Origin of the sequence: Salinicola salarius (genome assembly GCF_002179555.1) — a bacterium.
In the GTDB taxonomy this organism is placed as follows: domain Bacteria; phylum Pseudomonadota; class Gammaproteobacteria; order Pseudomonadales; family Halomonadaceae; genus Salinicola; species Salinicola salarius_A.
Window position 1 is genome coordinate 18,003 of record NZ_NHOU01000007.1, and the last position, 12,224, is coordinate 30,226.

The 12,224-nt window shown below is 63.2% G+C and carries 11 protein-coding genes; 6 read left to right on the forward strand and 5 right to left on the reverse strand.

The features are described 5' to 3' along the window. Nucleotides 1–30: 30 nt before the first annotated feature. The 4 genes from CCD76_RS07460 to CCD76_RS07475 form a co-directional block, all read right to left on the reverse strand. Entirely contained in the window at nucleotides 31–1,191 is a 1,161-nt protein-coding gene (locus CCD76_RS07460) for a M20 aminoacylase family protein (protein WP_087718900.1), read from the reverse strand. Nucleotides 1,192–1,351: 160 nt separating this feature from the next. Continuing rightward, on the reverse strand, nucleotides 1,352–2,647 hold the full coding sequence (locus tag CCD76_RS07465; protein ID WP_087718901.1) for a DUF3100 domain-containing protein: 1,296 nt from the start codon (nucleotides 2,645–2,647) through the stop codon (nucleotides 1,352–1,354). Between the two features lie 204 nt (nucleotides 2,648–2,851). Further along, nucleotides 2,852–5,020 (reverse strand): pyrroloquinoline quinone-dependent dehydrogenase, encoded by a 2,169-nt coding sequence (locus CCD76_RS07470; RefSeq protein WP_256961192.1) that lies wholly within the window; start codon nucleotides 5,018–5,020, stop codon nucleotides 2,852–2,854. Nucleotides 5,021–5,031: 11 nt separating this feature from the next. After that, nucleotides 5,032–5,397: a hypothetical protein gene (locus tag CCD76_RS07475; RefSeq protein WP_087718903.1), complete on the reverse strand. Its 366-nt coding sequence runs from the start codon at nucleotides 5,395–5,397 to the stop codon at nucleotides 5,032–5,034. Nucleotides 5,398–5,681: 284 nt separating this feature from the next. Here CCD76_RS07475 and CCD76_RS07480 point away from each other — a divergent pair, with 284 nt between their 5' ends. From CCD76_RS07480 to CCD76_RS07505, 5 genes are all read left to right on the forward strand, one after another. Beyond that, a complete protein-coding gene (locus CCD76_RS07480) occupies nucleotides 5,682–6,563 on the forward strand; it encodes an NAD(+) kinase (protein WP_087718904.1) in 882 nt (293 codons plus the stop codon). Nucleotide 6,564: 1 nt separating this feature from the next. Beyond that, nucleotides 6,565–7,542: a metallophosphoesterase gene (locus tag CCD76_RS07485; RefSeq protein WP_179208875.1), complete on the forward strand. Its 978-nt coding sequence runs from the start codon at nucleotides 6,565–6,567 to the stop codon at nucleotides 7,540–7,542. A gap of 371 nt (nucleotides 7,543–7,913) precedes the next feature. Then, a complete protein-coding gene (locus tag CCD76_RS07495; protein WP_087718906.1) occupies nucleotides 7,914–8,810 on the forward strand; it encodes a rhomboid family intramembrane serine protease in 897 nt (298 codons plus the stop codon). After that, entirely contained in the window at nucleotides 8,807–9,073 is a 267-nt protein-coding gene (locus tag CCD76_RS07500) for a YeaC family protein (protein WP_087718907.1), read from the forward strand. The genes CCD76_RS07495 and CCD76_RS07500 overlap by 4 nt, the downstream gene beginning before the upstream one ends. After that, nucleotides 9,061–9,945, forward strand: coding sequence for a DUF2797 domain-containing protein (locus CCD76_RS07505; protein ID WP_087718908.1), 885 nt, complete (start codon nucleotides 9,061–9,063; stop codon nucleotides 9,943–9,945). Before CCD76_RS07500 ends, CCD76_RS07505 begins: the two co-directional genes overlap by 13 nt. A gap of 19 nt (nucleotides 9,946–9,964) precedes the next feature. Here the strand turns inward: CCD76_RS07505 and CCD76_RS07510 are convergent, their stop codons facing one another. Continuing rightward, nucleotides 9,965–11,452, reverse strand: a complete 1,488-nt coding sequence (locus tag CCD76_RS07510; RefSeq protein WP_087718909.1) for a RimK family protein — start codon at nucleotides 11,450–11,452, stop codon at nucleotides 9,965–9,967. Nucleotides 11,453–11,710: 258 nt separating this feature from the next. Here CCD76_RS07510 and rimI point away from each other — a divergent pair, with 258 nt between their 5' ends. After that, nucleotides 11,711–12,196: a ribosomal protein S18-alanine N-acetyltransferase gene (gene rimI, locus CCD76_RS07515; RefSeq protein ID WP_087718910.1), complete on the forward strand. Its 486-nt coding sequence runs from the start codon at nucleotides 11,711–11,713 to the stop codon at nucleotides 12,194–12,196. Nucleotides 12,197–12,224: the final 28 nt, after the last annotated feature.

Genomic DNA, 12,224 nt, shown 5'->3' on the forward strand with positions numbered 1-12,224 from the left:
CCGAAACCGAAACCGAAACCGACGCCGTCGTCACTCGTTCAGCAGTTTCTGCACTAGCGCCTGCCAGTAGGCAACGCCGAACGGGGCGATGGCGTCGTTGAAGTCATAGGCCGGGTTGTGCAGTGCTGCGCTGTCGCCGTTGCCGAGCCAGATGTAGGCCCCCGGGCACTGCTCCAGCATGAAGGCGAAATCCTCCGATCCCATGCTGGGCGCCATGTCACGGTGGACCTTGCCGATACCCGTGAGCGTCTCGAGCACTTCGGCACAGCGCGCGGCATGCTGGGGAGTATTGATCGTCGCCGGATAGCGTGCCTGATAATCAAATTCGGCCTTGAGACCATGAAACTGCGCGGTGGCATCAACGGCGTCGCGAAAGCGCTGCTTCAGCTTGGCCTTGAGTGCCGCATCGAAGCAGCGCACGGTGCCGCGCAGCTCGACCGTCTCGGGGATGACGTTGTAGGCATCGCCGGCATGGAACTGGGTAATGCTGAGCACGGCGGACTGGTGCGGCGGCGTCTCCCGGCTGATCAGCCCCTGCAACTGGTTTGCCAGCTGGCAGGCGGCGAGCACCACGTCCGTACCCAGATGCGGCATGGCCGCGTGACAGCCTTGCCCCGTCAGGCGCAGGGTGAAGACGTCGAAGGCGGCCATGACCGGGCCGTCGTGCACCGCCGCCTCGCCGACGGCGAGCCCTGGCCAGTTGTGCAGGCCGTAGACCGCATCCATCGGGAAGCGCTCGAACAGGCCTTCCTCGACCATCACGCGGCCGCCGCCTTCGCTCTCTTCGGCGGGCTGGAAGATACAGTGAACCCGGCCGGCGAAGTCCGGAGCTTTCGCCAGTGCGCAGGCAGCGCCCAGCAGCATCGTGGTGTGGCCGTCGTGGCCGCACGCATGCATGCGACCCGGTATCGACGAGCGGTAGTCGATATCGTTGAGTTCCTCGATCGGCAGGGCATCGATATCGGCACGCAGCCCGATGGCACGGCCCGGGCCTCGGTTCCCCTCGATGGTGACAACGACGCCGGTGCCGCCGCCCAGGCCGGTGACCGGATCAAGGCCGTGTTCGCGCAGAATCTTGACGATACGTTGGCTGGTGCGGGTCTCCTCGAAGGCGATCTCCGGATGACGATGGAAATCGCGGCGCCATTCGGTCAATGTTTCAGGATCGGGATAGACAGCGGGTTGATTCATGATCTCCTCCGGCAATGGCTCATGATCTACTCGGATCATCGAGTGGCGCGCTCTGCATAGGTTGGGCTTGCAGAGGTGGAATAGGCCGAGCGCGCCGATGAAAGGACGTTTACAGCAGTGTCTGGTTTACAGCAGCACCTGATTTACAGCAGCGCTTGATTTATAGCAGTACCTGGGCCACGACCGCCGAACCGACATAGGTGCCGGTGAATACCAGCAACGAAATGATGATCAGCTTCCAGCCGGTCTGGCGGAACATCGTGAATTCGCGACGGCTGAGCGCCAGACCGGCGTAGGCGAGCACCGGCGTGACGATGGCGAGAAAGTTGACCGCGGCGAGCTGGTCGACGATCCATCCGCTGCCGGGGAAGAACGGCAACGTCATGACGATACTGACCAGCGATACCCAGGCGACGCCGGGCAGATAGAACGGGGCCGCCCGCGTGATCACCAGGCCGATCAGGGTCATGACGTAGAGAATGATCATGCCCGGCAGGGCGTCGATCAGCGAGGCGCCGTTGATGGTGTTGGCGATCCAGCCGACCACGCAGGCCATGGCCAGTACCGCGGCGGTCTTGCCGAGATGGGCCTCGGGGCGTTCTTCACTGGGGAAATCGGCATCATTGCCATTGGCGGCCATGGCGCCGACCGAACTCGTCGCACGACTGCGCCCACCCAGGCGACGATACAGCCATTCAGCCATGGGCAGCGCGATGAACAGCGAGACATAGAGCCCGGTAGCGTAGGTCAGCAGGTTGCTGGCACCGGCGAAGGCGAGCAGGTCATCCGCGAGATCGGGCGCTGCCCCGGCCAGCGCGCCGGAACACGCCGCGACCATGCTGCCGCTGCCCACGCCGCAGGCCATCGCCAGTGCCCGCGGATCGAACCAGTCCAGCGAGGCCAGATAGCCGGCCATCAGCGCGAACCATAGCGTGCCGAACATGGTACCGACGACATACACGCCCATGACGCCGATCCCCTCCGGCCCCTTGAGGCCGTACTTGTCGGAGATGATCGCGATGTTGGGTTCGCGGGCGATCGAATAGGTGGCACCGATCGCCTCCCGCCCCATCTTGAGCACCAATACCGCTACCGGCAACGCGACCAGCATGGTGCCGAGGTTGCCCAGCTCCTGCAGGATCAGGGCAGGGCCGGCGCTGATGATCTGATCGATGGCGGGGCCGATGGTCGAGCCGAAGCGCGCGATGAACGGCATGATCGAGATCAGGATCAGCGGGGTCGCTGCCTGGCTGAGGCTCTCGGGGAGAAATCGCTTCGTCCCGGAGAACAGGTGCGGATTGAGCAGTACGCCGAGAACGAAGGCGTAGAACAGCGGCAGCAGGAGCAGCGTGCCGGGCCCGAGCGGAATCTTTAGAATGCCGACCCATTCGCTGAGCAGTGACAACACGACGACCAGCAGGTGCAGCCGCCAGTTGAGCAGTTGGGAGAGGGGCATCGATCTTTACCTCTTTGTTGTTGGTGGTGAGGTCATCCACCGAGTATCCAGAGAGAGCGTGATCGAATGAAAGGCGTGAGGTGTTCTGTTTTTTGGATGACTGGAACGGGATCAGCCATTCGCAACGAAAAACGGGGTGAGCCAAGGCCCACCCCGTCAATGCGATCATGATCGCAGCTGCCCGTCGGTTATCGGGCTAGGCGATCACTCTTCCGGCAGTGCGTACACCACGACCTGATCGCCGACCTGATCCTTGAGGATCGTGTTGCCGCCGGCCACGAAAGCGACGTACTGGCGGCCTTTGTACTCGTAGACCGAGGGATTGGCGACGGCAGGCGCCTGGGCCTGGTCTTCCCACAGCTCTTCACCGGTCTCGAGCGAGTAGGCACGCAGCTTGGCATCCATCGATGCGCCGATGAACACGACACCACCCGCGGTCACGGCCGGACCACCGATGGTCGGCGAGCCCCACCTCTCGGGCATGAAGAAGCCGTACTGTTGAGAGGCGCCGACCGGCTTACGCCATTTCACGTCACCGGTATGCATGTCGATCGCCACCAGTTCACCGAAAGGCGGTTCCCAGCACGGCATGCCGAGCCAGTTCATCGCCACTTTCAGGCGCATGCCATAGGGCGCACCTTTCTGGGGGGCGAAGCCACTTTCGTTGCCGGAGCCGCTATCGGCCTCTTCGTAGTCTTCACGGTTGTACAGCTTGACGTACTGCACGATATGCGAGGTGTTGACGATGGCGGTCTGGCTTTCGGGATCGAACGCCACGCCACCCCACTGCACGCCGCCCGAGCTGTCCGGGTAGGTCAGTGCACCTTCGCCTTTGGTGGTCGGCGGCGTGTACATGCCTTCGTACCAGAGGTCGTCCCACAGGCGCGAGCATTGGCCGCCGCCCACGGCGTCGGCGAGACCCCAGATCTTGGGTTTCTCGGATTGATCCAGCAACGGCGCCGGTTTGGTCGGGAAGGGCTGCGTCGGTGCATAGACTTCACCCTCGACGGTGCCGTCGCCCTGCGGTACCGGACGCTCCTCGATCGGCCAGACATCTTCGCCGGTCAGACGGTTGACCACGAACAGGAAGCCCTGCTTGGTCGCCTGAACCAGCGCCGGGATCTGCTCGCCGTCGACAGTGATGTCCATCAGCGTCGGGGCGGAGTTGATGTCGTAGTCCCAGATATCGTGGTGAACCCACTGGCGGGACCACACGACTTCACCGGTCTCGATATCGAGCGCAGTGGTCGAGGTTGCCAGCGGCGCCTCTTCGGTGCGGTTGCCGCCCCAGTAGTTCGGTGACGGCGAGGAGACCGGCAGGTAGAGCAGGCCGCTCTCGCGGTCGGCGGACATGTGCGTCCAGACGTTGGCGGTACCGCTCTTCTCGCGCATCTCGTCGGAAAGCGCCTGGAACGTCCATTCGAGCTCGCCGGTCTGGGCGTCGAGCGAGAAGATCGTTCCCGGCGGCGCCTGTTCGTAGGCCCAGTCCATGCCGGCCCAGCCGAGCATCAGATGGTCGCCGACCACGGTCGGTGGCTGGAGCACGGAAAGCGGCCACTCGGCGTGGGTGTCGTTCCACTGGTTGACGTTGAGCACGCCGTTGTCGGCGAAGCCCTTGCAGAGTTCGCCGGTATCGGCATCCAGCGCGAACAGCTGCGCGTCCATGGTGCCCATGTAGACGATCTTCTGGCACGGTTCGCCGGCGACCGGATTTTCGGCTTCCCAGTAGGAGACGCCGCGGTTCTTCAGCACCGGCTGGGTCAACGCCTCGCGCGAGGATTTCGTGTCGAAGCTCCACTTCTCTTCGCCGGTGCCCGGGTCCAGCGCAATCAGACGATAGAAGGGCGTACCGATGTAGATCGTGTCGTTGGCGAAGACCGGGGTCGCCGACCATACCGTCGCCGGGATGTCGCCGGAGCCGTCGGAGATATCGCCGGTGTGGTACTCCCAGACTTTCTCCAGTTCGCCGACGTTATCCGCCGTGATCTGGTCGAGCGGGCTGTACTTCTGAGCGTTGAGCTGACCGTGGAAGCTGTCCCAGGTCGGCTTCTCCGGCACCAGCGGAATCGGCGGCCGGTTGGCATTCTCCTGGTCGCTCGAGCCCGCGACGCTGACGTTCTGTGACCCAGAACTCTGGGAGTCAGAACTCTGGGAGTCAGAACTCTGGGAGTCAGGACTTTGGGAATCAGAGCTCAGGGAGTCGGACGACGACTGAGCGTCGCTCTGGCCCGATGTCTGGCTGGCGTCGGCTGGCTGATCCTGGGCGAACAGCGGGACCGGGGCGAGCAGTAGCGCCAGTGCCGTGGCGGTCCCCAACCGCTGTGCGGTGAGTTTCAGTGCAGGCACGGGCATTTGGGGCAAGGAAGTTGGCATGAATCGGCTCCTCATAAATGGGCTGGTGACTTGGAAGCAGCTGGACTGGCCATGTCCAGCAGCAGGCCGATCAGGCCAACCACCATGGCGGCCGTCAGCCACCACTGATGCAGCAATAGCCCGGCGAAACCGGTGCCGACGAGATCCAGCAGGATCAACACTCGCAGCGCCACGCGTCCGCTGCGGCAGGAAAGCGGAGCCAACACCAGCGTCATGATGACCAGCGCAATCGACGTGAGGATGACGACGAGGGCGCCAAGCGTACCGTCGACGCCGGTCAGCGGAGTGAAATAGGCATAAAGCGATACGGCGAGCCCGGCAAGCGAGGCCACCAGCAGCACTATGATGCCCGCCCTGAATGATCGAGATTGGGACATGAGGTCGTTGTCTCCTGATGAGATCGATTGGTGCACCTGGCGGCTGTTTCTGCATCGTTCTGATGTTGCATCAGGCCAATTGATAGTGTCGAAACAGTCGGGTGTGGTTACGTGTGCGCGGAATCCACACGCCAGGCAGACTAAAGTGTAGGATATTTTCGGACGTTAGCGTGGAAACGATTGATTTTTTTGACGGAAACTTTGAGCGTCGCGGCGGTCCGTTTGCGGCAAAGCAAGCGCAGCCAGCATAATGGCCGACCGTCACGCCGCGAGAGTCACGTTGTATGGAATCGTTCAACACCATCGGTCTGATTGGCCGTCTGGGCAGCGACAAGGTGGTCGAGACGCTCAAGCGCCTGGTGATCTTTCTCGAGCGTCATGGTCTCGAGATCGTGATCGAGGATCGTACCGCCGCACTGCTTTCCGGCCATGGCCACAGGGAAGCCCGGCGCCGGGAGCTGGGCACGTTGTGCGATCTGGTGATCGTGGTGGGCGGCGACGGCAGCCTGCTGGGGGCGGCGAGGGCTCTGTGCCATAGCGCGACGCCGGTACTCGGCATCAACCGTGGGCGGCTGGGCTTTTTGACCGATATCTCTCCCGACGAGGTCGAACAGAAGGTGGCCGAGGTGCTGGAAGGGCAGTACGACACCGAGAGACGATTTCTGCTCGAGGCGGAGCTCTATCGCGGCGAGCGTCTGATCGGTTCCGGCACTGGTCTCAACGACGTGGTCGTGCATCCCGGCAAAGCTGCTCGGATGATCGAGTTCGAGCTTTTCGTCGACGACCGCTTCGTCTATTCCCAGCGCTCCGATGGCCTGATCATGGCGACACCCACCGGTTCCACGGCCTATGCGCTTTCCGGTGGCGGTCCGATCGTGCATCCGGGGCTGGAGGCGATCACGCTGGTGCCGATGTTCCCGCATACGCTCTCCAGCCGGCCGATCGTGATCGATGCCGCCAGCGAGATTCGCGTGCATATCGGCGATATCAACCAGGCCTATCCCCATGTCAGCTGCGACGGCCAGACTCGCGTCGTCTGCAAGCCTGACGACATCCTCTACGTCCGTCGCCACGCCGAGCGCCTGACGCTGATTCACCCACGCGGGCACAGTTTCTTCGAAGCCTGCCGCTCCAAGCTGGGTTGGAGCAGCAGGCTGGGAGACTGACATGGCGCAGGACAGCGAGATCGACGGCTACGATCTGATCGGAGATGTCCATGGCTGCGGCCGGAGCCTGATCCGGCTGCTGGAGAAACTCGGATACCGGGCAGAAGATGGGGTGTTTCGCCACCCGCGCCGCCGGGTCATCTTTCTGGGCGACCTGATCGATCGCGGGCCCACCATCCGGCTGGCGGTTTCCGTTGCCAAACGCATGGTCGACGCCGGCGAGGCGCATATCGTGATGGGCAATCATGAAGCCAACGCGCTGGCCTACTGTCACGAGGCGCCAAGCGACAGCGAGCGCGAATGGCTTCGCGATCATACCCCGCGCAACAATCGCATCATCGGTCGTACGCTGGAGCAGTTTCACGATTTTCCGCTGGAGTGGGAAACCTGCCTTTCCTGGTTCATGACGCTACCGCTGTGCCTCGATCTGGATGGCCTGCGGGTGGTGCATGCCTGCTGGGACGAACTGTTGATCGCCGACTTTCTGGCGCGTTGTCCCGATGCCCGAATCGACCGCGATTTCCTGGTCGAATCGACACGGCATGGCAGCCTGGCGCACCGCGTGCTGGATCGCCTGACCCGGGGCACCCAGATGCCGCTGCCGCCCGGCGTCGAGATTCGTTCGGGGGACGGATTCACGCGGCGCTCGTTCCGTACCCATTTCTGGTGTCGAAACCCGCGCACTTACGGGGATGTGGTCTTCCAGCCCGACAATCTGCCGCTGGGACTCGAGGATCGCCCGCTGGACGACAGTGAACGGGAACGGCTGACCTACTACCCGGAATCGGCGCCGCCTCTGTTCGTGGGGCATTACTGGTGCAAGGGCGTACCGGCGTTGCCGCGAGCGAACATCGCTTGCCTCGATTACAGCGCGGTGAAGTACGGCCGGCTGGTGGCTTATCGCTGGGACGGGGAGTCGCGGCTCGATGCCAATCGCTTCGTCTGGGTCGACGTGTCTCAGGAAGGGATTCATGACTGATGCCGTTGCGGCATATCAGGGAAATTGCATTTTTTTACATTAGCCGCAGCTAACTGATTTGGCGGATTTTTTACCGTTACATGAAACGGATCAGGGAAAAAATGGGAAATTTTTCGCCGCGTGCGGGAACTCCTGCCACTGACGACCCTCAAAGTCAGTGTTCCCTTGAATGATCCCTTGCTCTTATCCGGCGGCCCTCCCGCCGGATTTTTCTTTGTTGGGTCTGTAAAATTTCGCGGTGCCTGTAGAATGGCGATTTCGAACCCGTCACGGGTTCGCGCTCCATGACATTTCCATGCTGGGCTTCAGCGCCCTGCGTCTCAGCATCGGGCTTCTCGATATTCTCTCGGTAAGCGGGTCGGACATCTTCCATGTACAAACTCCTCGAACTGCCTGGCGATCTGGATACGCGTCCTCTGAGGCAGGCGCTCTGGGCGCACCACATCGGCCATCGCTTCACGCATCAGGAGAATCGGCAGGTGCTGTGGATTGCCGATCCCGATCAGAGAGACGCGGCCGCGCGACTGATCGAGCTCTGGCACCGGGGGGAGCTGGACACCGCTTCCACGACCGGAGCACCACGGCGTCGGCCCGGTATCACCCGCCAGGCGTTCGGACAGGCACCATTCTCGGCCGGGCTGATCGCCGTCTGCGTGCTGATCTTCCTGGCCATGATCTTCGCGGGCGATGCCATCGTTCGCGCTTTCACCATCGTGCCGCTCGACATCGTCGGCCAGCGGCTGGTGGCGGGGGATCTCGTCTCCGACACCCTGGCCGGCGGCCAGATATGGCGTCTGTTCACGCCGGCGCTTTTGCACTTCGGCTGGATGCACCTGATCTTCAACATGCTGTGGGTATGGTATTTCGGCCGTCAGGTCGAAGCGATCCAGGGATGGCGCCGGCTCGGCCTCATCGTGCTAATCGCGATGCTGGCTTCCAACCTGGCGCAGTACGTCACCGGCATCGTGCTGTTCGGGGGCATGTCGGGGGTGGATTATGCGCTGCTCGGCTACGTGTGGCTGATGTCTCGCCGCCGGCCGGAAAGCGGCTTCTTCGTGCCCCAGATGCTGATGGTCTTCATGCTGGTCTGGATGGTCTTTACCATGACCGATCTTGCCGGGGCCTTCGGCTTCGGTAACGTCGCCAACGAGGCGCATCTGGGCGGATTGCTGATCGGGCTGTTCATGGGCTGGTTCGCCAGCCGCAATGCATCGGGAGGCGCCGGGCACGACGCTTCAGGAGAAAGCTCTTCAGGAGAAAATAAGTGAGCGAGATGAATTTCGACCGCATGGTCGCGCAGATGACCCAAGAGATGTACGAGAATTTCAAGCAGGCCATTCAGTTGCGTAAATGGCCCGACGGCCGCCGCTTGACCACCGAGCAGACCGAGCTGTGTCTGGAAGCGGTCATCAAGTACGAAATGATCCATGAGGTGCCGGCGGAACAGCGCGTCGGTTATCTCGAGCGCAACGAATGCGCCTCCGGCAATCACGCCTCCGCCGAGGAAGCCGCGGTCAAATGGATCAACTGATCCCGGCCGCGCAGGTCGCGAGCGAGTCCGGCCGCTTTGCCAGCGGCCAGCTCCGCAAGCTCGATATCCGGTTGCCGGCAGAGAACGGCCAGGCGGACTACACCCTGCGGGCCGGCGAGCAGCGGATGGGGCTCAATGCCTGGCTGGGGCAGCGTGTCCGGTTGCACCATACTGGCGAGATCCACTGCGTCGAATGCGGGCGATCCACGCGCAAGAGTTTCGGTCAGGGGCATTGCTACCCCTGCTTTTCCTCGCTGGCGCATTGCGATCTCTGCATGATGCGTCCGGAGACCTGTCACTACTTTCAGGGCACCTGCCGCGATCCGGCCTGGGGCGAACGGCACTGCTTCCGCCCGCATACCGTTTACCTGGCCAACGCCTCGGGTCTCAAGGTCGGTATCACGCGAGGCACCAATACACCGACGCGCTGGCTGGATCAGGGGGCGATCCAGGCGCTGCCGATTCTCGATGTCGACACGCGGCAGCAGTCCGGGCTGGTGGAGACGCTGTTCAAGTCGCACGTCTCCGATCGCACCAACTGGCGTGCGATGCTCAAGGGCGAGGTCGAGCCGCTCGATCTGATCGCCGAGCGTGACCGCCTGCTGGCCCGGCTCGAACCGGGGCTGGCAGCGCTGCGCCAGCGCGTCGGCGAGGACGCCATCCGGACGGTCGACGACGCGCTGCCGCTGGCGATCGACTACCCCGTGCTCGAATGGCCGCGCAAGATCGTCTCGTTCAATCTCGACAAGTCGCCGACGGTCGAGGGCACCCTGATGGGGCTCAAGGGGCAGTACATGATCCTCGATACCGGCGTCATCAACCTGCGCAAGTTCGCCGGCTATCAGGTCTCGGTGGCGGCCGAGGCCGCGTGATGACGCCAGGCCGGGCGGATCAGCGCGGCTTGTGCTCGAGCTGGCGCTCCATGCGCTTGAGAAATACCGACATGACCTGCTCGTAGAGCGCATCCTTCAGCACCACGTCTTCCACGCCGGCATCCAGGTTGGGATTGTCGTTGACCTCGATGACCACCACGCGATCACCGATCTGCTTGAGATCGACCCCGTAGAGGCCGTTGCCGATCAGCTTGGTCGCCCGCAGCGCCGCCTTGACCACCTGCGGTGGCACCTCCGACGGATCGTGGGTGGTGAAGCCGCCGCTGCGGGTCTTGCCGCTGGAGTGGTCGTAGATCTGCCAATGGCCGCGTGCCATGTAGTAGCGGCTGGCGAAGAGGACCTGGCCGTCGAGCACGCCGATGCGCCAGTCGAAGTCGGTCGGCAGCCACTCTTGCAGCAGCAGCAGCGCCGAAGACTCGAACAGCTTGGGCGCTTCCGCCTCCAGCTCTTCACGCGAGCGAATCTTGACCACGCCCTTGGAAAAGGCGCCGTCCGGCACCTTCAGGACCAGCGGATAGTCCAGATGGGCGAGCTTCTCGTCCAGTCGGCTCATGTCGCCGCGATGAAGCAGCTGGCCGCGAGGCGCGGGAACCTTGTGAGTGCCCAGCAGCTCGTGGAGAAAGATCTTGTTGGTACAGCGAAGGATCGACTGAGGATCATCGATCACCACCAGCCCCTCGTGCTCGGCCTTCTTGGCCATGCGGTAGGTGTGATGGTCCAGCCGAGTCGTCTCGCGGATGAACAGGGCGTCGAACTCGGCCAGCCGGCCGGCGTCCCGATGGGTGATCAGGCTGACATCGATGCCCAGCCGCCGGCCGGCGCGAATGAAACGCTTGAGCGCCCCCTTGTTGCTGGGCGGCAACTTCTCTTCCGGATCGATCAGGATCGCCAGATCGAAGCGATAGCGACGGCGTGCGCGTGGCGTGCGCCAGACCCGGGTCGAATGGCGGTTCAGCGCCGTCGCGAACAGGTCTTCCTCGCCGGACTGCAGCGCCGTCAGCGCGATGGGCTTGAGCCGCGCCAGGCGCCAGACGTTCTGGCGCTTCTCGAAGCGGGCTTCCAGCAGCGGGTGAGGCAAGCGCTCGAACAGGCGCCGCGCCAGGCGCTGCAGCTCCGGTTCCCGGCACTCGCCGAAGAAGACGCGCAGCGTGAAGGATTCGCCCTCGAGAACGCCGCGCTTGTTCAGCTCCATCAACAGCGGGTCGATGGCGGCCAGCTGCATGTCGATCAATGCCTTGCGCGAGAGCTGGTTGAGCGTTTCCACGCTGGGCAGAACACGCTGGTTGCGCGCCTGGGCCAGCAGCGAAACGTAATAGCCGGTTTCCAGATAGTCGAGATTGGCGCACAGGTTGATGACGTGCGTGGCGTCATCCGCCGTTGCCGCGCCATCCAGCGCGAGAAACTCATCGGCGCTGATCAGATCCTCGGAGGGGTAGTAAGGTTGCCAGTCGGCAAGGCGATCAACGACGATACGCAGGCGTGACATGAATCGGTGGCTCCTTTTCCGACATCTTCCCGTTGGGGTGGTCGGCGATCGATGCGGCAAGCTGCCGGGGCTGCAAAAGGGAAATAGCATGCGATGATGTGAAGGCGGCGACAAGTCGTTGCCGGCGTGAAATAATTTCAGCATCGTCGGCGTCATCGCCTCGGCGACTGCCCGCCTGACGGGCCACCGGCGCGGTCCCGGTCGAACGAAGGCCGTGGCTGCACCCAGATCCCAGATGAATCAGATGAGAGCGCACGCATGCTCCGCACCATTCGCTACGGCCTGCCTGCCGATTGCGACGCCTTGTATGAATTGGAAGAACGCTGCTTTGACAGTGATCGCTTCAGCCGCCGCCAACTCGCACACCTGCTGACCCGGGCCAACGCCGCCAATCTGCTGGCGGTCGCCGAAGACCAGCGAGTCATCGGTTACGGCACGCTACTATTCCGGCGCAACAGCACCACGGCCAGACTCTACTCGTTCTGCGTCGATCCGGCCGCTCGCGGTACCGGCCTGGGACGGGAACTGCTCCAGGCGCTGGAGGATACGGCGCGAGAGCGGGGCAGCCAGCGCATGCTGCTGGAAGTTCGCGCCGACAATCGCGTGGCGATGGGGCTCTACCGCCGGATGGGGTTCATCGCTCATCGCTGGCTGGAGGACTATTATGCCGACGGCTGTGCCGCCTGGCAGATGGATAAGCGACTCGACCCGCCCGAGCCGCCCGAGTCGCCGGCTGCCGACTGATACCGGCCGCGGACCGATTCTGGTCGCA